The 20,878-nt window shown below is 65.7% G+C and carries 21 protein-coding genes; 8 read left to right on the top strand and 13 right to left on the bottom strand.

Going from position 1 to position 20,878, the window contains the following annotated elements; translation table 11 throughout:
• Nucleotides 1–49 precede the first annotated feature (49 nt).
• A complete protein-coding gene (locus FAZ79_RS06105) occupies nucleotides 50–856 on the bottom strand; it encodes a rhodanese-like domain-containing protein (protein ID WP_169303617.1) in 807 nt (268 codons plus the stop codon).
• Nucleotides 857–1,124: 268 nt separating this feature from the next.
• On the opposite strand from FAZ79_RS06105, the gene FAZ79_RS06110 reads away from it, so the two are divergent.
• A complete protein-coding gene (locus FAZ79_RS06110; protein ID WP_136867096.1) occupies nucleotides 1,125–1,835 on the top strand; it encodes a hypothetical protein in 711 nt (236 codons plus the stop codon).
• 20 nt (nucleotides 1,836–1,855) lie between these two features.
• Here the strand turns inward: FAZ79_RS06110 and FAZ79_RS06115 are convergent, their stop codons facing one another.
• The 11 genes from FAZ79_RS06115 to FAZ79_RS06165 form a co-directional block, all read right to left on the bottom strand.
• A complete protein-coding gene (locus tag FAZ79_RS06115; protein ID WP_136867097.1) occupies nucleotides 1,856–3,457 on the bottom strand; it encodes a peptide chain release factor 3 in 1,602 nt (533 codons plus the stop codon).
• A 63-nt stretch (nucleotides 3,458–3,520) separates the two neighbouring features.
• Entirely contained in the window at nucleotides 3,521–3,970 is a 450-nt protein-coding gene (gene rimI, locus FAZ79_RS06120; protein WP_136867098.1) for a ribosomal protein S18-alanine N-acetyltransferase, read from the bottom strand.
• Between the two features lie 17 nt (nucleotides 3,971–3,987).
• The gene (locus FAZ79_RS06125; RefSeq protein WP_136867099.1) at nucleotides 3,988–4,530 is read right to left on the bottom strand and encodes a hypothetical protein; all 543 of its coding nucleotides are present in this window, start codon (nucleotides 4,528–4,530) and stop codon (nucleotides 3,988–3,990) included.
• Between the two features lie 15 nt (nucleotides 4,531–4,545).
• Nucleotides 4,546–6,093 (bottom strand): 2-isopropylmalate synthase, encoded by a 1,548-nt coding sequence (locus FAZ79_RS06130; protein ID WP_136867100.1) that lies wholly within the window; start codon nucleotides 6,091–6,093, stop codon nucleotides 4,546–4,548.
• 233 nt (nucleotides 6,094–6,326) lie between these two features.
• Nucleotides 6,327–7,106 (bottom strand): CDP-diacylglycerol--serine O-phosphatidyltransferase, encoded by a 780-nt coding sequence (pssA, locus tag FAZ79_RS06135; protein WP_136867101.1) that lies wholly within the window; start codon nucleotides 7,104–7,106, stop codon nucleotides 6,327–6,329.
• 42 nt (nucleotides 7,107–7,148) lie between these two features.
• On the bottom strand, nucleotides 7,149–8,165 hold the full coding sequence (ilvC, locus tag FAZ79_RS06140; protein ID WP_136867102.1) for a ketol-acid reductoisomerase: 1,017 nt from the start codon (nucleotides 8,163–8,165) through the stop codon (nucleotides 7,149–7,151).
• 51 nt (nucleotides 8,166–8,216) lie between these two features.
• A complete protein-coding gene (ilvN, locus tag FAZ79_RS06145) occupies nucleotides 8,217–8,717 on the bottom strand; it encodes an acetolactate synthase small subunit (RefSeq protein WP_136867103.1) in 501 nt (166 codons plus the stop codon).
• A gap of 13 nt (nucleotides 8,718–8,730) precedes the next feature.
• Nucleotides 8,731–10,431, bottom strand: coding sequence for an acetolactate synthase 3 large subunit (locus FAZ79_RS06150; protein WP_136867104.1), 1,701 nt, complete (start codon nucleotides 10,429–10,431; stop codon nucleotides 8,731–8,733).
• Between the two features lie 392 nt (nucleotides 10,432–10,823).
• Nucleotides 10,824–11,771, bottom strand: a complete 948-nt coding sequence (locus FAZ79_RS06155) for a hypothetical protein (protein WP_136867105.1) — start codon at nucleotides 11,769–11,771, stop codon at nucleotides 10,824–10,826.
• Between the two features lie 199 nt (nucleotides 11,772–11,970).
• Nucleotides 11,971–12,207, bottom strand: a complete 237-nt coding sequence (locus FAZ79_RS06160; protein ID WP_247709510.1) for a sulfurtransferase TusA family protein — start codon at nucleotides 12,205–12,207, stop codon at nucleotides 11,971–11,973.
• Nucleotides 12,208–12,268: 61 nt separating this feature from the next.
• On the bottom strand, nucleotides 12,269–12,589 hold the full coding sequence (locus tag FAZ79_RS06165; protein ID WP_136867106.1) for a rhodanese-like domain-containing protein: 321 nt from the start codon (nucleotides 12,587–12,589) through the stop codon (nucleotides 12,269–12,271).
• 234 nt (nucleotides 12,590–12,823) lie between these two features.
• Between FAZ79_RS06165 and FAZ79_RS06170 the strand changes: the two genes are divergently transcribed.
• The 4 genes from FAZ79_RS06170 to soxB all read left to right on the top strand — a co-directional run bounded on the left by FAZ79_RS06170 (nucleotide 12,824) and on the right by soxB (nucleotide 17,987).
• Nucleotides 12,824–14,224: a M48 family metalloprotease gene (locus FAZ79_RS06170; protein WP_169303618.1), complete on the top strand. Its 1,401-nt coding sequence runs from the start codon at nucleotides 12,824–12,826 to the stop codon at nucleotides 14,222–14,224.
• A gap of 329 nt (nucleotides 14,225–14,553) precedes the next feature.
• A complete protein-coding gene (gene soxX / locus FAZ79_RS06175) occupies nucleotides 14,554–14,934 on the top strand; it encodes a sulfur oxidation c-type cytochrome SoxX (protein ID WP_136867108.1) in 381 nt (126 codons plus the stop codon).
• Between the two features lie 58 nt (nucleotides 14,935–14,992).
• Nucleotides 14,993–15,853 (top strand): sulfur oxidation c-type cytochrome SoxA, encoded by an 861-nt coding sequence (gene soxA / locus FAZ79_RS06180; RefSeq protein WP_136867109.1) that lies wholly within the window; start codon nucleotides 14,993–14,995, stop codon nucleotides 15,851–15,853.
• Nucleotides 15,854–16,181: 328 nt separating this feature from the next.
• Nucleotides 16,182–17,987, top strand: a complete 1,806-nt coding sequence (gene soxB, locus FAZ79_RS06185; protein WP_136867110.1) for a thiosulfohydrolase SoxB — start codon at nucleotides 16,182–16,184, stop codon at nucleotides 17,985–17,987.
• Between the two features lie 72 nt (nucleotides 17,988–18,059).
• On the opposite strand, the gene FAZ79_RS06190 is transcribed toward soxB, so the two are convergent.
• Nucleotides 18,060–18,626 (bottom strand): asparaginase domain-containing protein, encoded by a 567-nt coding sequence (locus tag FAZ79_RS06190; RefSeq protein ID WP_136867111.1) that lies wholly within the window; start codon nucleotides 18,624–18,626, stop codon nucleotides 18,060–18,062.
• 247 nt (nucleotides 18,627–18,873) lie between these two features.
• Here FAZ79_RS06190 and FAZ79_RS06195 point away from each other — a divergent pair, with 247 nt between their 5' ends.
• From FAZ79_RS06195 to FAZ79_RS06205, 3 genes are read left to right on the top strand one after another with little or no spacing between them, the layout of a single operon-like run.
• Nucleotides 18,874–19,212, top strand: a complete 339-nt coding sequence (locus FAZ79_RS06195; protein ID WP_136867112.1) for a DUF3579 domain-containing protein — start codon at nucleotides 18,874–18,876, stop codon at nucleotides 19,210–19,212.
• A complete protein-coding gene (gene rimO, locus FAZ79_RS06200; protein ID WP_136867113.1) occupies nucleotides 19,209–20,618 on the top strand; it encodes a 30S ribosomal protein S12 methylthiotransferase RimO in 1,410 nt (469 codons plus the stop codon). The genes FAZ79_RS06195 and rimO overlap by 4 nt, the downstream gene beginning before the upstream one ends.
• A complete protein-coding gene (locus tag FAZ79_RS06205; RefSeq protein ID WP_136867125.1) occupies nucleotides 20,618–20,845 on the top strand; it encodes a DUF3565 domain-containing protein in 228 nt (75 codons plus the stop codon). Before rimO ends, FAZ79_RS06205 begins: the two co-directional genes overlap by 1 nt.
• Nucleotides 20,846–20,878 lie beyond the last annotated feature (33 nt).

Raw genomic sequence — 20,878 nt, forward strand, 5'->3', positions numbered from 1 at the left:
TGCTAGGAATGACGGCCGTGCGACAGACGGCCGATGGGGAGGCCGGGGACTACTGGATCCCCATGCTCTCGTAGATCTTGCTGGCCCCGCCTTCGAGGAACCAGTATTCCGGGACGCCCTGCCCCTCGAGGTAGTACTGCAGCCAGCGCACCTGCTTGCCGGTGGCATCGACGAAGAACATCGGCCGGTTCTCGCTCATGGCCACCTCGACCAGGCCACCGAGCTCGCGGTTGTCGTTGGTCAGCGGCACGTGGCGGTCGCGCATCTGGAACAACGACACCCCCTGGCGCTGATCCTTGCTGCGGATGTCGACGATGATCGGATCGGCGCTAGCCTGGATGCGCGCGTAGAAGGCGTCCTCCCCGAGGACCCGGCCCTTGAATTCCTCGTTGGCGATCAGGCGGTCGACGCTTTGCAGCGGCTCGCCCAGGAGCACGGTGTGCTCGGGATGGGCCTGGGCCCAGGCAAACACCCCCGCGTCGTAGACGCGGGCATCCTCGACCCCCGCCTCCTTGGCCTTCAGGGCGGCCTTGTAGGAGACCGCGCAGGTCACGCCATTGCAGTAGAACACCAGCGGCTGGCCGCTCTCTTCGGCCAGGGCGAGGACGGATTCGTCGAAGTCCCGCGAGGCGAGCGGGATCGAGACGGCATCGCGCACGTGCAGGGTCTCGTACTCGTAGGGCGAGCGCGCATCGACCACGGTCATGGCATCCAGCGAGGCCGCCAGCTCCTCGGTTTCCACCGGCGGCACGCCCACCGAGGCGTACTTGTCACGTAGCGGGAAGTCCTCCGCACCGGCCGGGGCGCCTAGCAGCAGGGCCACGCCCAGCGCCAGGACCCCCGACAGGCCTTTCAACGGCCCGACTCGCCCAACGATTCCATTCGAACTCCCGGCAATCGGCATGCGCGTCCCTCCTGATGTGACAAACCGAATGCAGGCAACATACCCCCATGGACTCGCTCAACGCAATATATGGGCGAGACACGGGCCGTACGACCAGCCGTCACGAGAGGTCGGCCGACTTGCCCGCCGTCCGCCGTGCTGATTAAATCCCGGCTCGGGCCGTTTGCCGCATCCGACACCGCCCCACTCTCCTTATCACTGGCTCGTTTCTGGAATGCCCATGCCCCACCTCCTCTCCGCCCCCCGGTCCATCGCGCTTGCCGCGAGCCTGTTCGCCGGCCTGCTGGCCGGCTGCGAGCCTACCCCGCCCGACCACCCGTTCCTGCCCTGGGACGTCGAGGTCAACGACCGCGGTCAGGTGTCGGTGTTCGGCGTGACGCTGGGGGAATCGACCCTGCTGGACTTCAAGCGACGCTACGACCAGAAGGCGGACCTGGCGATCTTTTCCCAGCCCGGCAAGCCGCTGTCGATGGAGGCCTTCTTCGGCCGCATGAACGTGGGACCGCTGACGGCCAAGGTGATCCTGGTGGCCGAGGTTGATCCCGACACGCTGGAGCGGTGGGCCGAGGACTCGCGCATCGCCGACCCGACGCCCAGCGGGGCGCGCAAGCTGTCGATGTCGGACGACGCGCTGCTCGAGGCGCAAAACAAGCCGATCCGTTCGATCAGTTACGCGCCCAGCGCCGACTACGAGGAAGACCTGATCACCCGCCGTTTCGGCGAGCCGGCGGAAAAACGACCGATGCCACGCGCCGAGCGCGACGAGGACGAGCCGCAGGCACAGCTGTGGCTCTACCCCGAGAAGGGCCTGGCCATCACCGTCGAGCCGGACGACAAGGAATTGTTCCAGTACATCAACCCGGCCCAGTTCGACCAACTGGTCGAGGGCACACTGGGCGGCGATCCCGACGGGGATCCGGCGGAGCACTGAGCCCACGGCGGGCGTCCCGACTATTCCGTGCTGTAGTCGCCGTGCTCGCGGGTGGCGAGGAAACGGACCTCGGGCCAGCGCTCCTGCGTCATCTGCAGGTTGACCCGGGTGGGGGCGATGTAGACCAGGTCGCCGGCGTGATCGAGCGCCAGGTTCTGCTGGTTCTTGTTCTTGAACTCCTCGAAGCGCTTGGCGTCGTCGCACTCGACCCAGCGGGCGGTGTTGACGTTGACCGCCTCGAAGCGGCAATCGACGTTGTACTCGTCCTTGAGTCGCTGGGCGACCACGTCGAACTGCAGCACGCCCACCGCACCCAGGATCAGGTCGTTGTTGATCATCGGCCGGTAGAGCTGGGTCGCCCCTTCCTCACACAGCTGTGACAGGCCCTTGAGCAACTGCTTGGACTTGAGCGGGTCCTTGAGCTGCGCGCGGCGGAACAGTTCCGGGGCGAAGTTGGGGATGCCGGTGAAGGCGAGCTTCTCGCCCTCGGTGAAGGTGTCGCCAATGCGGACCGTGCCGTGATTGTGGATGCCGATGATGTCACCGGCCTGGGCCGTCTCGAGGCGCACCCGATCGGAGGACATGAAGGTCAGGGCGTCCGGGATCTTCACGTCACGCCCCAGGCGCACGTGGTGGGACTTCATGCCGCGGCGGAACTCGCCGGAACAAATTCGCAGGAACGCGATCCGGTCTCGGTGCTGCGGGTCCATGTTCGCCTGGATCTTGAAGACGAAGCCGGTGAACTTGTTCTCCGACGGGTCGACCGTGCGGCCGGTCGCCTCGCGCGGTTGCGGGGCCGGGGCGTACTCGACGAAGTCATCGAGCAACGACTGCACGCCGAAATTGTTCATCGCCGAGCCGAAGTACACCGGCGTCTGCTCGCCGGCCAGGTACGCCTCGAGGTCGAACTCGTCGGCCGCGCCGGCCACCAGCTCGATCTCGTCGCGCAACTCGTCGGCCTGGGTGCCGATGCGCTCGTCGAGTTCGGGGTTGTCCAGCCCCTTGATCGCCTCGACCGCCTGGTCGCGGGTGCCGTCGGCCGCCCCGTACAGGTAGGTGGTGTCCTGGGCGATGTGATAGATGCCGCGAAAACGCTTGCCGCTGCCGATCGGCCAGGTCACCGGCGCGCAGCGGATGTTCAGCACCGTCTCGACCTCGTCGAGCAATTCGAGCGGGTCGCGACCCTCGCGGTCGAGCTTGTTGACGAAGGTCATGATCGGCGTGGTGCGCAGGCGGCAGACCTCCATCAGCTTGATGGTGCGCGCCTCCACGCCCTTGGCCGCATCGATCACCATCAACGCCGAATCCACCGCGGTGAGTACCCGGTAGGTGTCCTCGGAGAAGTCCTCGTGGCCCGGGGTGTCGAGCAGGTTGACGATGCGTTCGCGGTAGGGGAACTGCATCACCGAGGAGGTCACCGAGATGCCGCGCTCCTTCTCCATCGCCATCCAGTCGGAGGTGGCGTGGCGACCGGATTTCTTGCCCTTGACCGTCCCGGCGAGCTGGATCGCGCCGCCGAACAGCAGCAGCTTCTCGGTCATGGTGGTCTTGCCCGCGTCGGGGTGCGAGATGATCGCGAACGTCCGGCGGCTGGAGTAATCGTTTTCGGGTGTGGTGCTCATGAATGCTCGGCTAGGAAATCGCTCGGCCCACCGCCGATGCGGCGGCAGGCCGGTAAAACAGGTTCAGGACAGCGAGCGGCGCATCACGCGCGCGTCCTCGCGTCCGTTTGGGGCCGGATAATACGCCTTTCGGTGGCCGATATCGGCAAAGCCGGCCGACTCGTACAGGGCAATGGCCGCCCGGTTGCCGGCACGCACCTCGAGGAGCAGGCAACTGGCCTCGGCCGCGACCGCCGAGTCGAGCAGCCGCTCGAGCAGGAACCGGCCCGCCCCGCACCGCTGCACGGCGGGGTCGACGCACAGATTGAGCAGGTGCCACTCGTCGAGCACCGTCATCACCACCGAGTAGCCGATCAGCTGGCCGCGGTCGAACGCCCCGTCGAGCCGGTAACCGGCGCGCAGGCAGTCCTCGAACACCGCCTCGCTCCAGGGGTACGGGTGCGCGGCCTCCTCGATCGCGAGGATCTCGGGCAGGTCCTCGCCGGCCAATGCCGCCCAATCCCATGACGGCATCCTGGCAGCCGCGGTGCTCACGCCCGCGGCCGCCTGCCACGAGCGACCAGCGCCCGCCACAGCTGACGCTTCGCTTGGGCATCGTTCGCCAGGGTAGCCAGCGACCAGGTCTCCCCGGCCAGCCGCAGGCAGTCACCGGCCGGGTCGGTCTCACAGGCCAGGCCGGCCACGCGGGCGATCGCCTCGGCCAGGGGGCGGTGGGGCGAGTCGACGCTGACCGTCAAGCGGGCGGGCGATCCGTCCATGGCCGTGTCGCTGGGCGTCTCCGCCCCGGTCGCGACGGACCCGGCTTGCGCCATCGCGTCGCCGCGGTCTTGCCCTTCGACGTCGATGTTCGCTTCGGTTTCGACAACGGCAGCGGTCTCAGCCACCGGCGATGCGCCCAGGTGCTCGGCGGGCTGATGTTCGGCGTCAACCGCCGTCTCTACCGGCGCGTCCATCTCGCCGGCCTCGTCGGCCGGCATCGACCGGGGCGCGACCGGAGCGATCCGACCACTGGGCCGGTAACCCTCGATACCCAGCCATCCCAACGCCGCCTGCCGATCCACGCGCAACCCCATGTCAGAGGAGCCCGGTCACACGTCACCCATCTGCGGGTGGGCGCGCTTCGGGGGATGCTCGAGGCGCTCGATGGCATTGAGGTAGGCCTTGGCCGAGGCGATCACGATGTCGGTGTCGGCACCCTGCCCGGTCACGATCCGACCGGCGCGCTCGAGACGCACGTTGACCTCACCTTGCGCGTCGGTGCCGCTGGTGATGTTGTTGACCGAGTAGAGCTGCAGGTTGGCGCCCGAGGCCACGATCTTCTCGATCGCGGCCAGCGCGGCGTCGACCGGGCCGGCGCCGGTGGCCGTGGCGGTCATCTCCTCGCCGCGGATCGAGGCGGTGACGGTCGCCTCGGGGGTCTCGCCGGTCTCCGAGCAGACGTGCAGGGCCACCAAGCGGAAGGCCTCTTCCTGCTCGTCATAGACCTCGGAAACCAGCGCCTGGATGTCCTCGTCGAAGATCTCGCGCTTCTTGTCGGCGAGTTCCTTGAAGCGACGGAAGGCGTCGTTGAGCGCCTCTTCGCTCTCGAGCTCGACGCCGAGATCCTTCAGGCGGCTCTTGAAGGCGTTGCGCCCGGAGAGCTTGCCCAGCGACAGCCGGTTGGTCGACCAGCCGACGTCCTCGGCGCGCATGATCTCGTAGGTCTCGCGGTGCTTGAGCACGCCGTCCTGGTGGATGCCCGACTCGTGCGCGAAGGCGTTGGCCCCCACGATCGCCTTGTTCGGCTGCACCGGGTAGCCGGTGATGGTGGAGACCAGCTTCGAGGTTGGCACGATCTGGGTGGTGTCGATGCGGGTCGAGACGCCGTAGACGTCCTGGCGCGTGCGGGTGGCCATGACGACTTCTTCGAGCGCGGCGTTACCGGCGCGCTCGCCCAGGCCATTGATGGTGCACTCGACCTGGCGGAAACCGGAGCGTACCGCGGCCAGCGAGTTGGCCACGGCAAGCCCGAGGTCGTTGTGGCAATGCGTCGACCAGATCACGTTCTCCGAGCCGTTCACCCGCTCGATCAGGGTCGCCATCTGCTCGGCCCACTGGTCCGGTGTGGCATAGCCGACCGTGTCTGGGACGTTGAGCGTGGTCGCACCGGCCTCGATCGCCGCCTCGAAGACGCGGACCAGGAAGTCCATCTCCGAGCGCACCGCGTCCTCGGCGGAGAACTCGACGTCGTCGGTGTACTCGCGCGCGATCTTGATGGCGTTCACCGCATGCCCGACCACCTCGTCGGGGGTCATGCGGAGCTTCTTCTCCATGTGGATCGGGCTGGTGGCGATGAAGGTGTGGATACGGCGCCTGGGTGCCGGGGCAACCGCTTCGCCGGCGCGGCGCACGTCCTTCTCGCCGGCGCGCGCCAGCGAACAGATGGTGGAATGCTCGACGTGCTCGGCGATCGTGCGGATGGCGTTGAAGTCGCCCTCGCTTGCCGCGGCGAAGCCGGCCTCGATCACGTCCACGCCCAGTCGCTCCAACTGACGGGCGATGCGCAGCTTCTCGTCGCGCGTCATGGACGCGCCCGGGCTCTGCTCGCCGTCGCGAAGGGTGGTGTCGAAGATGATCAAGGAGTCACTGCTGCTCATGGCATAAACCTCAAAAGTCACCGCCGGGCGATCCCGTCGGCATGTCAAACGTATTGGTGGTCGCGTGGATCGCCTCGCCAGGCCTTCGTCACTAGCCCCAGCGGGGCAGTCGCAGCAGCAGCGACGAGCCGACGGCGCACAGCCCCACCACCGGAACGGTGGCCGGGAGGGAAAAATGGGCTGTGCGCAGAAGACGGCTCATGACTGCAAGGTAACGACGCGCGCGATGCGTTTCAAGATGCCGGGCGCTTGAGGCGCCGACGCAACCCCCGCGTCAACGTCCACAGAGGCGCCGAGAGCGCATAGGCACTCGCCAGCACCCACAGCGTCAGGGCGAAATCCTTCAGGAGCAGCACGAACACGATGATCGCGATCGGCAGGCTCAGGAACGAGACGCGCAGACGCGGCGAGAGCCGCTTGCCACTGAAGTACGGGAAGCTCGAGACCATCAGCAGGCCGGTGGTGATGGTGATCACCCAGACCCAGCCCTGCTGTGCCTCGAACGGGATATCGTGCGCCTCGAAGAACCACACCATGCCCATCAGCACCGCAGCGGCCGCCGGCGAGGCCAGCCCGACGAAGTAGCCCTTGTCGACCGTCTCCACCTGCACGTTGAAGCGTGCCAGGCGAATCGCGGCCGCCGCGGCGAAGACGAACGCGCCGAGCATGCCCCAGCGATCGCCCATGCCCTGCAGGCTCCACAGGTAGACGATCAGCGCCGGGGCGATGCCGAACGAGATCACGTCGGAGAGCGAGTCGTACTGGATGCCGAACTCCGATTCGGTGCCGGTCATCCGCGCCACGCGGCCATCCATGCCGTCGAGCAGCATGGCAACGAAAATGGCGATGGCCGCCGGGACGAAGTTGTCCTGAACGGCCATCACAATCGCGAAAAAACCGGCGAACAGGGCGCCGGTCGTGATCAGGTTGGGCAGAAGATAGATCGCCTTGCGCCGCCGATGGTCATCCTGCCGGTCGGCCGGTTGCTGCTCGGTCTGCGTCTCGTGATCCATGTTCTGCCCCTCCCGGGATTGCCTCGTGCGACCGTCCCGCGATCAGTTGCGGGACTTGTCGACGATCTTGTTCGCGCTGATCCACGGCATCATGCCACGCAGGCGCTCGCCGACCTGCTCGATCGGGTGCTCGGCGTCCTGGCGACGGCGGGCCGTCATCGAAGGGTAGTTCAGTGCCCCCTCGTTGATAAAGCGCTTGGCGTACTCGCCGTTCTGGATGTTGGCCAGCGCCTCGCGCATCGCCTGACGGGACTCCTCGTTGATCACCTTCGGGCCGGTGACGTACTCGCCGAACTCGGCGTTGTTGGAGATCGAGTAGTTCATGTTGGCGATGCCGCCCTCGTACATGAGGTCGACGATCAGCTTGAGCTCGTGGAGGCACTCGAAGTAGGCCATCTCGGCCGGGTAGCCCGCCTCGGTCAGGGTCTCGAAACCGGCACGGACCAGCTCGACGGTGCCGCCGCAGAGCACGGCCTGCTCACCGAACAGGTCGGTCTCGGTCTCGTCCTTGAAGGTGGTCTCGATGATGCCGGTGCGACCGCCGCCGACGCCCGAGGCGTAGGACAGCGCGATGTCCTTGGCCTTGCCGGAGGCGTCCTGGTGGATCGCGATCAGGTCCGGGATGCCGCCACCACGGGCGAACTCGGAGCGCACGGTGTGACCCGGGGCCTTCGGCGCGATCATGATCACGTCGAGGTCCTTGCGCGGGGTGACCTGGTTGTAGAGGACGGAGAAGCCGTGGGCGAACGCCAGCGTCGCGCCTTCACGCAGGTTCGGCTCGATCTGGTTGGCGTAGATCTCGGCGTGGTTCTCGTCCGGGGCCAGCACCATGACGACGTCGGCCCAGGCGGAGGCCTCCTCGATGGTCTTGACCGTCAGGCCTTCGCCCTCGGCCTTCTTCTGCGAGGCGGAGCCGGCGCGCAGGCCGATCGCGACCTCGACGCCCGATTCCTTCAGGTTCAGCGCGTGGGCGTGACCCTGCGAGCCGTAGCCGATGATGGCGACCTTCTTGCCCTGGATCAGGGAGAGGTCGCAGTCCTTGTCGTAGTAAACCTGCATGAGATGTGTCTCCAGTCGAGTTACTTGAAATTACGGGAATTCGGCCGAGGCTCAGACCTCGGGGATCAGCATGCCGCGCGGGCCACGCGAGATACCCAACGCACCCGAGCGCACGATCTCGACCACCGGGATTGAACCCAGCGCGTCGATGAAGGCATCCAGCTTGTTGCCCGGGCCCACCAGCTGCACGGTGTAGCTGGACTCGGTCACGTCGATGATCTGGCCGCGGAAGATGTCGGCGAGCCGGTAGACCTCCTCGCGCACGGCATCGAAGGCCTGCAGCTTGACCAGCATCAGTTCGCGCTCGATGTGCGCGGTGTCGGCCATGTCCTGGACCTTGACCACGTCGATCAGCTTGTTGAGCTGCTTGACGATCTGTTCGATCACCTGCTCGTCGCCGCTGGTCACCAGCGTCAGGCGCGACAGGGATTCGTCGTGGGTCGGTGCCACGCACAGCGACTCGATGTTGTAGCCGCGTGCCGAGAACAGCCCGGCCACTCGCGAGAGCGCGCCGGCCTCGTTTTCCATCAGGATCGAGATGATGTGTCGCATAGTCAGGCCGCCCTCACACCAGGATCATTTCGTTGAGGCCCGCGCCGGCGGGGACCATCGGGTAGACGTTCTCTTCCGGATCGGTCTGGAAGTCCATGAAGACCAGTCGGTCCTTCATGGCGAACGCCTCCTTGAGCGCGCCCTCGACGTCGGACGGCTTCTCGATGCGCATGCCGACGTGGCCATACGACTCGGCCAGCTTGACGAAGTCCGGCAGGGACTCCATGTAGCTCATCGCGTAGCGGCCGGAGTAGAAGAACTCCTGCCACTGGCGGACCATGCCGAGATAACCGTTGTTGAGGCTGACGATCTTGACCGGCAGGTTGTACTGCAGCGCCGTCGACAGCTCCTGGATGCACATCTGGATGCTGCCCTCGCCGGTGATGCAGGCGACCTCCTCGTCGGGGTAGGCCCACTTCGCGCCCAGCGCGGCCGGCAGGCCGAAGCCCATCGTGCCGAGACCACCCGAGTTGATCCAGCGGTGCGGCTTGTTGAAGCCGTAGTACTGGGCCGCCCACATCTGGTGCTGGCCGACGTCGGAGGTGACGAAGGCGTCGCCCTTGGTGACCTCCCAGAGCTTCTGCACCACGTACTGCGGCTTGATGATCTCGTCGGACCACTTGTAGTCGAGGCACTTCATGCCGCGCCACTGCTCGATCTGGTCCCACCAGGCCTCGAGTTCCTTCGTCTTCTTCGCGCCGCCGGCCTGGTTGATCAGCTCGATCATCTCGGTGAGCACCGACTTGACCGCGCCGACGATCGGCACGTCGACGACCACGTTCTTCGAGATCGAGGATGGGTCGATGTCGACGTGGACGATCTTCGCGTGCGGGCAGAACTTGGACAGGTCGCCGGTCACCCGGTCATCGAAGCGCGCACCGATGGCGATCAGGACATCGCAGTGATGCATGCCCATGTTCGCCTCGTAGGTGCCGTGCATGCCGAGCATGCCCAGGTGCTGCTTGTCGCTCGACGGGTAGGCGCCCAGGCCCATCAGGGTCTGGGTGATCGGGTAGCCGAGCTTCTGCGTGAAGTGGGTCAGCTCGTCGCCGGCCCGGCCGAGGACCACGCCACCGCCGGTGTAGATCATCGGCCGTTCGGCGTTGACGATCAGGTCGACCGCCTTGCGGATCTGCCCGGAATGCCCCTTCTCGGTCGGCTGGTACGAGCGCATCGCGACCTTTTCCGGGTACTCGAACGGGACCTTCACCTTGGGATCGGTGACGTCCTTGGGGATGTCGACCACGACCGGGCCCGGGCGACCGGTGGTCGCGACGTAGAACGCCTTCTTGATGGTCTCGGCCATCTCGCTGACGTCCTTGACCATGAAGTTGTGCTTCACGCAGGGACGCGTGATGCCGACGTTGTCGACTTCCTGGAAGGCGTCGTTGCCGATCAGGGCGCTATGGACCTGGCCGGTGAAGACCACCAGCGGAATGGAGTCCATGTGCGCCGTGGCGATGCCGGTCACGGCGTTGGTCGCCCCCGGGCCGGAGGTGACCAGCACCACGCCCGGCCTGCCCGTGGCGCGAGCAAAGCCATCGGCCATGTGGACTGCGCCCTGCTCGTGACGCACCAGCACGTGCTTGACGTCTTCCTGCTGGAACAGGGCATCGTAGATGTGAAGGACCGCCCCACCGGGGTAGCCGAAGACCGTATCGACCCCTTCCGACTTGAGGCACTCGACCAGGATTTCACCGCCGGACAATTCCACGAGAGTACTCACCTCGAAACTTGCGCGTTTCACTGACTAAATGGCTTGACGATCGACTCGACGGCGGGCGAACCACCGGAGCGAGCGTCCGATTTCGGGGTAACCGTCCCCGCATCCGGGACCCTGCCCCGGATGGTCATCCACTTCTCATTGAGTTTGCCCAAAGGCAAAGAGTGCAACGCGATCAACGCAGCCCATGACGACGGCAGCCCGCCCGGGCGGTGAGATCATCACCGGCCGAGCAGGCTGCCATCAACCGCGGATGCGCCCGTTAGGGCCCGGCGGTCTCAATCGTAGACCTGCCAATATAACGTGTTATTGGTCAGATTTCACCACTTTGGGCCTAACGGCCGCGCCCTCGACGAGCGGCGCGAGCCGATCAGCAATCGAACTCAGAAGGTACCGAAGCCACCACCCGAGCTCGGCTCTTCCTGCTCGATCTCGCCGTCGACCACCTCGATCATCAACTGGTTGATGGCATCGGGCGCCTTGCGGAGCTTAAAGAACGAGGCATCGCCGCCCATCATGGGCAGGTCGGGGAAGAACAGCGCCATGCGAAAACGCAGGCTCAGGGTCTCGGCCTCGCTGCCGTCGAGCAGCACCGGGTGGGGCAGGAAGGCATAGCCGCGCGGCGCGTCGTGATCGACCGACTGCACCAGCGCCGCGCCGTTGGCGTTGGGGTCGTCGGTGTGCATGCCGATGCCGTAGACGACCTGGTTGCGCCCCGGAATGCGCACGCGGTAGACCAGCTCCGTGCCGCGCGCCTCGTCCTCGGCCCGCGCGCCGATCTGACGGTCGGCGGCATCGAAGGACGGGAAGCCACCCAGGTCGACCGGGTCCTCGAAGGTCTCGAGTCCGAAGGCGTACTGGTAGGTGCGCAGGTTGGTACTGGAGATCGGCTCGGCACCGAAGTAGCCGATGGCCCCGAGGGCGCGCGCCATGGCCTGGAAGACCGGCTCGTTGTCGGACTCGAGGCGGTAACCGTGCGCCACGTACTGCGGGTGCTGGTAGGACACGCGTGTGCCCGCGTCGGTCTGCTCGAGGGCCACGCTCAGCACGGCACCGTAGCCGCCGCGCGGGCTCTGCGCCGCGGTGTCGAGCAGCGTATCGCTGGTCACGACCAGCACGCGCACGCCCTCGGTGGGCGCGTAGTCACCGACGAGATCGAAGCCCTCGGCGACCAGCTTGCCGCGCACGGTGTCGGCGGAGGCATCGACGTCCTCGGCGAGCGTCTGCCCCTCGATAAACGGCTGGAATTCGGCCCGGACCAGTCCGGAAAACAGCAGGCCAAACATGAAGATACCTGCCAGAAGCAGGCGGATCGGGTGGGCATTCCCCATGGCTCATCACTCCCTTGCGTCAAAGTCGTTCTGTCGTTGTTGTTGTCGTTTGACGAGTCCGACAATACGCCAGAACCCCTGCGAACGCCTACCCCCGGCCGTCATCCACGACAGCCCTGGCAACGTTCACGTCGCGACACAACGACATCACACCCCATCCCTGGGGCCCATGAAACCCGCCGACACCGAGGCCGACGGCTTACTCGCCGCGGATCAACTCGACCCGCAACTCGTCTCCCTGCCAGTCGAGCGACACCAACTCGTGCCCGGCCCGCTCGCAATAGGCGCGAAAATCACTTTCCGCACCACGATCGGTGGCCATCACCACGATCCGCTGGCCGGGCGCCGCCGTCGCCAGCGCCTTGCGCGCCTTGAGCAGCGGCATCGGACAGGAGAGCCCGCGCGCATCGACCTCGATCGGCATGTCCTCGCTCATCGATACTCCCTCTCGTTGGCGTCAGGCCCGCCCGCGAACAGACGGCACTGACGGGGACGACTCAATCCTTCGGCGCGACCAGCGGCAACCCAGAACCGGCCCAGTACATCACCCCGCCCTCGAGATTGAACAGGCGATCGATACCCTGACCGGCGAGGAACTGACAGGCCTGTGCCGAACGGGCACCACTGTGGCAGTAGACCACCACGTCGCGATCACCACGGAATCGGTCGACGTTCATCGGCACCAGGTGCAGCGGGACGAGGGTAGCCCCTTCGATAATGCCGCGCTCCGTCTCGGCCGGGCCACGCACGTCGAACAGCGCGACCTCGCCGAGGCGTGCGTTCAATTCGTCGGGGCTGATGCTTTCGTAGGCTGCCATAATCCTCTCCAAACCGGTTCGATCGGGGAAGGCCCCGACGGCGGCGCGAGACAGGATAAACCAGTCATCGCACGCCGCATGCGGGCCTTCCCTATTAAAGGGAGTGCGCCGCAGTTTAGCGGCGAGTATCGCGCCGCGTCCATTTATCCGGCTCAAGGGACGAAACCCGACGCGCGCCCCACGGTCATACCGCACAGCGAATACCCTGCCCTCACCATGCAAGACAGCGCACCCATGACACGACATCTCGTTATCTGTCTGCTTTCGACCCTGCTGCTCATCAGCCTGCCGGGCCGTGCGGACGCGCAACTGCCGGAACTGGGCAACCCGGTCGACACCGTGCTCTCGCCCGCCGAAGAGCGCCAGATCGGCGCCGAGGTATTCGAGCGCCTGCGCGCCCGCGGCGGCGTGATCGAGGACCCCTTGCTCGATGCCTACCTGAACGACCTGGGCATCCGCCTGATGTCGTCGAGCAACGACAGGCAGTTCGCCCCCCAGATGATCATCGTCGACAACCCGATGATCAACGCCTTCACCGTGCCCGGCGGCTACATCGCGGTGTTCTCCGGGTTGATGCTGGCCGCGGAAAACGAGAGCGAGCTCGCCGGCGTGGTCGCCCACGAGATCGCCCACGCCACCCAGCGGCACATCGCGCAGATGGTGGCCGCGCAGACCGGCAACAGCATGACCGCGGTGGCCGGGTTCATCGCCGGCATCCTGCTGGGCGCCATCGATCCGCAACTGGGCGCGGCGGTCGCCACGGCCGGCATCGCCGGCGCGGCACAGAGCGCCATTAACTACACGCGCATGCACGAGCGCGAGGCGGACCGCATCGCCATCGACACCCTGCGCCGAGCGGACATCGACCCGCGTGGCATGGCCAGCTTCTTCGAGACCCTGCAACGGCGAGCCGGCGCCGACCCGGGGCGCCAGTTCGAGTTCCTGCGCACCCACCCGATGAACAGCGAGCGCATCAGCGCCATACGCGACCGCCTCGCCGGCCTGTCGAGCAACCGGTTCGGTGCAAGCGACAGCCAATCGTTCCGCCTCGCCCGGGCCCGGCTCGCAGCGCTCACCGGCCGCAGCGGCCTCTCCCTCGACCCGGCCGACGAAACCTATCGCCAGGCCGTCGTCGCCCAGCGCCAGGGGCGGCACGACCAGGCGATCGACAAGCTCCGCCCGCTCTACGCCTCCAACCCGGGCAACCGCTGGTATGCCCTGCCCCTGGCGCGGGCACTCAACGACGTCGGCAAGACCGAGGCGGCCGACCGCATCCTCGACGACCTCATCGCGCTCTATCCCGGCGACACGACCCTGTTGCGCGTCGAGGTCGACTGGATGCTCGACCGGGGCGATGCCGAGACCGCCTACGAAACCGCCCGCCGCGCCGTCGAGGCGCGCCCCGGGGACGCCGAGGCCGCGCTGACCCTCTCCCGCGCGGCGAGCGCGGCCGACCGACCGCTCGAGCACCACGAGCAACTCGGCCGCTACTTCCTGCTCAAGGACAACTTGGTCGCCGCCCATCAGGAGCTCGAGACCGCCTACACCTTCACGGCCAACAACCCGCGCGCCCAGGCACGCATCGAGTCCACCCTGCAGGAAATCGAACGTCGCGCCGGCCAGACAGACGACTGAACCCCCTGTTTTTTGTGGGAAAACCCAGCCTCGGACTTGACCATGGCGCGCCTCGAACGCTCAAGATCGCCCGACTAGTCAGCCAACACCCCCACTCGTCAAAAACCACCAGGATGTGGTAAAAACAATCGGGCGAACCGCTTCATGGCGGGCGCGGCGACCCGATGGAATTTCAACAAACGCTAATAATCACTCCATCATGTCGCCATAAATTATTTTTTATTGTCTCGACTGTTCAGGCCACTAAAGTGGTACACGTCGATTCGATGAATGAGACAACTCACCAAGGCATCTCGGCGCTGACACAGCGACCGCAGAGGAGGATAACAATGAAGAAGTTCACATCCGTGATCACCACGGCAGGCGCCGCCGCGCTGCTTGCGACCGGCATGGGTTTCTCTGGCGCCGCAATGGCGGAAGACGCCGGCCTGTCCGAGTCTGCCAAGAAGGGCAAGGAAATCGCCTTCGGCCGTGGCGCGGGCAACTGCCTGGCGTGCCACCAGATGAAGGGCGGCAACCTGGCCGGCAACATTGGCCCGGCCCTGATTGCCATGGAAGCTCGCTATCCGGAGCGTGAGGATCTCGTGGCAGTGCTCAAGGACCCGCGCGACAAGTTCGGCGACCAGACCATCATGCCGCCGTTCGGGGCCAACAAGATCCTGAGTGACGAGGAAATCAACAACATCGTTGACTACCTCTACACCCTGTAAGCACAGGCCCTCAGGACCGAGAACAAGACAAGACCCGAATCACGAGGAGATATCCATAATGAAACGCCTGTTTTCCAGCATGATCGCCGCCAGCGTTCTGGCTACCGGCGGCGCGATGGCCGAGCCGGCCAACCCGTCCGATCCGGAAGAGTTCCGCCAGCTGATGGTCGAGTTCTACCAGGAGCGTTACCCGGACGTACCGTTCGAGGAGTACAACAACGGCGTCTACGCCATCGACGAAGATGCCCGCTCGCAGTGGGAAGGCATGATGGTGTTCCCGGAGACCGACCAGTACGTTGCGGCCGGTGAAGAGCTCTGGAACGAGTACCGCCTGCCGAACGGCAAGCCGCTGTCCTCCTGCCTGGGCGAGGCCAAGGGCCTGCGCGCCAAGTACCCGTACTTCAACGAGAAGGACGGCGAAGTGCACAGCCTGGGTCTGGACATCATCAACTGCCAGAAGAACGCCGGCGAAGAGGCTGAGAAGGTCTGGGATCCGAAGAACAACTACAAGAAGCTGGCCAACGTGCTCGCCTACCTCGCTAGCGAGTCGAACGGCATGACCAACAACGTGCAGATCAACAGCGAAGGCGCCAAGGCTGCCTACAACCGCGGCAAGGAAGCATGGTTCCGCCGCACCGGTCGCCTGGACAACTCCTGCGCCGACTGCCACCAGTACCACGGCGGCAAGTACGTCCGCGCCGAGCGCCTGCACATGAACCTGGGTAACACCACCCACTTCCCGCTGTTCCGTTACAGCAAGGGCAGCATGTTCACCCTGCACAAGCGGATCTACGGCTGCTTCCGCGACACCGGCACGGTGCCGTTCGCGCAGTACTCCCCGTACTACCGCGACCTCGAGTTCTTCATGTCCTACAACGACAACGAACTGGAGCTCAACGGTCCGGGTATCCGCAAGTAATCCATCGGATTACTCGGAACGAGAAAAGCAGGCTTCGGCCTGCTTTTTTTATGCCTGCCGTTCGGAAAACCTCAGGCCAAGCCGGACGGCACCGGGCCGGCAGGCGTTGTCATACCGGCGCTGCTCATGGTCTGGCATAAGTATTTTTTCTATCGTCGCCGTGGTCAGTATGGTTAAATGGCCCGGTTCAGTTTCCTGGCACTGCCCCCGAAGTGCCCACCGGGCTTGGGCCGGGTCAGGGAACCGCTAAAGATCCCAAGGATCCCGTCCCCTGCTCCATGCCGGGCCGGGAGCTGACCCAAACTGAAAACGTAAAGGGGAGTTTTCAATGAGTCTTTCTCGTCGCGAATTTCTGCAGATGCTTGCCGTGGCCTCGGCCGCCGGCATCAACCTCGAGACCGCCCAGGCCGGCACCGGCACTCAGCGCGTCGCCAGCTCGGTAAAGGCGAACAACGCCTCGAGCAACATGTACGAAGTGCCGCGCTTCGGCAACGTGTCGATTCTGCACATGACCGACATGCACGCCCAGCTCAAGCCGGTCTACTTCCGCGAGCCGTCGATCAACCTCGGCGTCGGCTCCATGGAAGGCAACGCCCCCCACCTGGTCGGCGAGGCGTTCCTCAAGCACTTCGGCCTCGAGCCGAACACCCCGGCCGCCCACGCCTTCACCTGCCTGGACTTCAGCGAAGCGGCCAAGAAGTACGGCAAGGTCGGTGGCTTTGCGCACCTGCTCACCCTGATCAAGCACATGCGCGAGCAGCGCCCGGGCGCCTTCCTGCTGGACGGCGGTGACAACTGGCAGGGCAACGCCCTGGCCCTGTGGACCAACGCCCAGAGCCAGATCGACGCGATGAAGATCGCACGCCCGGACTTCTTCACCTCGCACTGGGAAGCCACCTACACCGCCGATCGCATGGTCGAGGGCATCGCCGATCTCGAGGGCGCGACCGACTGCAACTTCGTCGCCCAGAACATCCGCGACTCCGACTTCATGGAGCGCGTGTTCAAGCCGTACGTCATCCGCGAGCAGAACGGCGTCAAGGTTGCGGTCGTTGGCCAGGCCTTCCCGTACACCCCGATCGCGAACCCGCGCTGGATGACCGAGGGCTGGACCTTCGGCATCCGTGACGACGAAATGCAGGACGTGGTCAACCAGGCCCGCGGCGAAGGCGCCGAAGTGGTCGTGGTCCTGTCGCACAACGGCATGGACGTCGACCTCAAGATGGCCAGCCGCGTTACCGGCATCGACGCCATCATGGGCGGCCACACCCACGACGCGGTCCCGACCCCGACCGTGGTCAAGAACCGCAACGGCCAGACCCTGGTCACCAACGCCGGCTCCAACGCCAAGTACCTGGGCGTGCTGGACTTCGACGTGCGCAATGGCAAGGTCCAGGACTACAAGTACCACCTGCTGCCGGTCTTCTCCGACTTCATCGAGCCGGACAAGGAAATGCAGGAGTACATCGACAAGCTGTACAGCCAGGAGATCACCTTCGAAGGCAAGACCTTCAACGTGGGCGAGCGCACCTCCGACGTGCTGGCGACCAACGACGCCCTGCTCTACCGTCGCGGCAACTTCACCGGCACCTGGGACCAGCTGATCTGCGAAGCGCTGATCGACGTCAACGACGCGCAGATCTCGTTCTCGCCGGGCGTACGCTGGGGCACCTCGCTGATCCCGGGCGAGCCGATCACCTACGACGACATGATGACCGAGGTCGCGCTGACCTACCCGAACGTCACGGTCAACGAGTTCACCGGCGAGCAGATCAAGGGCATCCTCGAGGACGTCTGCGACAACATCTTCAACACCGACCCCTACTACCAGCAGGGTGGCGACATGGTTCGCGTCGGTGGCCTGAAGTACGCCTGTGCGCCCAACGCCGAGAAGGGCAAGCGCATCATGGACATGGAGCTCAACGGCGAGCCGCTCGACCCGAATAAGTCCTACAAGGTCGCGGGCTGGGCCTCGGTCGCCGAGCCGGGCAACATCCCGGGCGACACCGGCGAGATGATCTGGGACCAGGTCGAGACCTGGCTGCGTGACCAGAAGCACATCAAGCCGGTCAAGCTCAACGAGCCGGTCCTCAAGGGTGTCGAAGGCAACCCGGGAATCACCGACAAGTGCTGATGCCAGCATCCCCCTCGGGGGATGCCCGAAACACGAAGGCCCCGCCAATTGGCGGGGCCTTTTTCGTGGTGACTAGCCGCCGGCCGGCGCGATAGGCCGAAAGCGGGCCGCGGCCCGATCCTTCTCCAATTCGCCAAGCCGACGCACCAACCCACTCATCGCCAGATACACGCCGGGAGCGGGCGCCCCCTGCACGAAGCCGAGCGCCAGCCCGAGGTTCAAGGCCGGCTCGACCGGATCGATCTCGTAGGGTCGCATGGCGCCGGTCAGGACCACGCAGTGCCCCGGAAAGGCCCGGGCGAGCACCTCCCCCGTGCGCGCCATGGTGTCGGTGCCATGCACGACCACGATCGGCGCATCGGGTCGACGCGCTACCGCCTCGCACAACGAGGCCACGATGGTCTCGCGATCGACGTCCGTCATCTCCAGGCTGTCCTTGCATACCGGCTGGAGCCAGTCGATGTCCAGGTTCCTTTCGGCCGAGCGCAGAATCTCCCGCGCGGCCTGCGCGCCCGGCTCGACGACCAGCGAGCCGTCCCGGGGGCGATAGCGCTTGTTGAAGGTGCCCCCGGTGTCCACCAGGATGACCGGTTGCTGTTCAGCCAGGCCGACCACCTGATCGGCTGTGCCTGTTCCCATGGCTCTCCCTCGACTGGTTTTGACTGACCGGATGCGTTTGCCGGCCAAGTGAAGTAAAATGGCCGATTGATTCTAAAGGAAGCGTCGAGCGCCCCGGTATTCCCCGCCTCGAAATCGCCGCCACGGCGATGGCCCCGGGGTGAGCCCCTCGAGGGCCACAGGGTAGCGCGATGGCGGCCAATCGGCCGCTCGACGTCTTCGACACGCCCCATCCACATTCGGTGCAGGCCGAGTAAGCCACGACTTCATGGACAACCAGCCGAAACGCTACATCGTCGAGTCAGTGACCAAGGCCGGCGCCCGATTCCGCCCGAGTGACTGGATCGATCGCATCTCGAGCTGGGATGCGACGTTCGCCCAGCACCGCCTGGTCTACTCGCAACGGCTGCACCCGGTGATGCTCAACGGGCAGAAGGTCCTCGCCATCGAACCGGGGCTGAAGACCGCCAACCGACAGATGTTCGACTCGGTGATGCAGTTCATCGAGCGCAACAACCTCAAGATGCACGTCCAGTACCCGGACGGCCATCTCGAGGAGTACACCGGCGACAACGCCCCCACGTCCCCGGACGCCGCGACCTCATGACCCACAATCCGCCGCGTGTCGGCTTCGTCAGCCTCGGCTGCCCCAAGGCCCTGGTGGACTCCGAGCGCATCCTCACCCAGCTGCGCGCCGAGGGCTACGCCCTGTCCGACAGCTACGAGGGCGCGGAGCTGGTGATCATCAACACCTGCGGGTTCATCGACTCGGCGGTGCAGGAATCGCTCGATACCATCGGCGAGGCACTCGACGAGAACGGCCGGGTGATCGTTACCGGTTGCCTGGGCGGGCGCGACGAGGGTGAGCTGGTCCGCGAGACGCACCCCAACGTGCTGGCCGTGACCGGACCGCAGGCCTACCAGGAGGTGATGGACGCAGTCCACCAGCACCTGCCGCCGCGGTTCGACCCGTTCGTCGACGTGATGCCCGAGCCGGGCAGCCAGGCCCGAGGCAAGACCTCGGCACCCGTCAGTGACGAGGCGCTCGATACCGACACGGTGTCGCTCGAGGACGCGGTCGGCGTCAAGCTCACCCCGCGACACTACGCCTACCTCAAGATTTCCGAGGGCTGCAATCACCGCTGCAGCTTCTGCATCATCCCGAGCCTGCGCGGCGATCTCGTCAGCCGGCCGATCGGCGAGGTGATGACCGAGGCGGAGAACCTGGTCAACGCCGGCGTGCGCGAACTGCTGGTCGTCTCCCAGGACACCAGCGCCTACGGCATCGACACCCGCTACAAGCTGGATTTCTGGGGCGGGCGCCCGCTCAAGACCCGCTTCCGCGAACTCGCCGCCGCGCTGGGCTCGCTCGATGCCTGGGTCCGCCTGCACTACGTCTACCCCTACCCGCATGTCGACGACGCCGTCGAACTGATGGCCGAAGGGCTGGTGCTGCCATACCTGGACATCCCGTTCCAGCACGCCAACCACCGCATCCTCAAGCTGATGAAGCGGCCGGCCTCGAGCGAGAACGTCCTCAAACGGATCGCGAAATGGCGCGAGATCTGCCCGGAAATCACCATCCGCTCGACCTTCATCGTCGGCTTCCCCGGCGAGACCGAGGAGGAGTTCCAGGAACTGCTCGACTTCCTCGACGAGGCACAGCTCGATCGCGTCGGCGCCTTCGCCTATTCACCCGTTGACGGGGCGACCGCCAACGAGTTGCCCGACCCGGTCCCCGAAGCGGTCAAGCAGGAACGACTGGCGCGCTTCATGGAAAAGCAGGCGGCCATCAGCGCGGCCAAGCTGGCACGGAAGGTCGGCCAGCGCATGCCGGTGCTGGTGGATGCCGTGGACGAATCGGGCGCGGTGGCCCGCAGCATGGCCGACGCGCCGGAGATCGATGGCGTGGTCTACCTGCCGGAGGTCACCGACGTCGCGCCGGGCGACTTCGTCGAGGTAGAGATCGTCGAGGCCGACGAACACGACCTGTGGGGCGTCCCCGTTCCCTGATGATCTCGGTCGAGGCACCGCCACGAGCCATCCGCTCGTTCCACCGCGATGCCGAAGGTCACTGGTTCGCGCGGCTCGAGTGCGGTCATAACCAGCACACCCGCCACGACCCGCCGTGGATCAATCGCCCGTGGGTGGAACAGAGCCTCGGGCGCATCGCGATGATCGGCACGCCGCTGGCGTGTCGTAAGTGCGCCGACGGCGCCGGACCCGACCCCAGCCCCTAACCGACCGCGTGACGTCCCGGAGGGAAACCGACC

Source organism: Guyparkeria sp. SB14A, assembly GCF_005096345.1.
In the GTDB taxonomy this organism is placed as follows: domain Bacteria; phylum Pseudomonadota; class Gammaproteobacteria; order Halothiobacillales; family Halothiobacillaceae; genus Guyparkeria; species Guyparkeria hydrothermalis.

Excerpts from the sequence above, each read along its gene's own strand:
- FAZ79_RS06110 (WP_136867096.1), top strand. The coding sequence starts at position 1,125 with ATGCCCCACCTCCTCTCCGCCCCCCGGTCCATCGCGCTTGCCGCGAGC.
- FAZ79_RS06115 (WP_136867097.1), bottom strand. The coding sequence starts at position 3,457 with ATGAGCACCACACCCGAAAACGATTACTCCAGCCGCCGGACGTTCGCG.
- rimI (WP_136867098.1), bottom strand. The coding sequence starts at position 3,970 with ATGCCGTCATGGGATTGGGCGGCATTGGCCGGCGAGGACCTGCCCGAG.
- FAZ79_RS06125 (WP_136867099.1), bottom strand. The coding sequence starts at position 4,530 with ATGGGGTTGCGCGTGGATCGGCAGGCGGCGTTGGGATGGCTGGGTATC.
- FAZ79_RS06130 (WP_136867100.1), bottom strand. The coding sequence starts at position 6,093 with ATGAGCAGCAGTGACTCCTTGATCATCTTCGACACCACCCTTCGCGAC.
- pssA (WP_136867101.1), bottom strand. The coding sequence starts at position 7,106 with ATGGATCACGAGACGCAGACCGAGCAGCAACCGGCCGACCGGCAGGAT.
- ilvC (WP_136867102.1), bottom strand. The coding sequence starts at position 8,165 with ATGCAGGTTTACTACGACAAGGACTGCGACCTCTCCCTGATCCAGGGC.
- ilvN (WP_136867103.1), bottom strand. The coding sequence starts at position 8,717 with ATGCGACACATCATCTCGATCCTGATGGAAAACGAGGCCGGCGCGCTC.
- FAZ79_RS06155 (WP_136867105.1), bottom strand. The coding sequence starts at position 11,771 with ATGGGGAATGCCCACCCGATCCGCCTGCTTCTGGCAGGTATCTTCATG.
- FAZ79_RS06160 (WP_247709510.1), bottom strand. The coding sequence starts at position 12,207 with ATGAGCGAGGACATGCCGATCGAGGTCGATGCGCGCGGGCTCTCCTGT.
- FAZ79_RS06165 (WP_136867106.1), bottom strand. The coding sequence starts at position 12,589 with ATGGCAGCCTACGAAAGCATCAGCCCCGACGAATTGAACGCACGCCTC.
- FAZ79_RS06170 (WP_169303618.1), top strand. The coding sequence starts at position 12,824 with ATGACACGACATCTCGTTATCTGTCTGCTTTCGACCCTGCTGCTCATC.
- soxX (WP_136867108.1), top strand. The coding sequence starts at position 14,554 with ATGAAGAAGTTCACATCCGTGATCACCACGGCAGGCGCCGCCGCGCTG.
- soxA (WP_136867109.1), top strand. The coding sequence starts at position 14,993 with ATGAAACGCCTGTTTTCCAGCATGATCGCCGCCAGCGTTCTGGCTACC.
- soxB (WP_136867110.1), top strand. The coding sequence starts at position 16,182 with ATGAGTCTTTCTCGTCGCGAATTTCTGCAGATGCTTGCCGTGGCCTCG.
- FAZ79_RS06190 (WP_136867111.1), bottom strand. The coding sequence starts at position 18,626 with ATGGGAACAGGCACAGCCGATCAGGTGGTCGGCCTGGCTGAACAGCAA.
- FAZ79_RS06195 (WP_136867112.1), top strand. The coding sequence starts at position 18,874 with ATGGACAACCAGCCGAAACGCTACATCGTCGAGTCAGTGACCAAGGCC.
- rimO (WP_136867113.1), top strand. The coding sequence starts at position 19,209 with ATGACCCACAATCCGCCGCGTGTCGGCTTCGTCAGCCTCGGCTGCCCC.
- FAZ79_RS06205 (WP_136867125.1), top strand. The coding sequence starts at position 20,618 with ATGATCTCGGTCGAGGCACCGCCACGAGCCATCCGCTCGTTCCACCGC.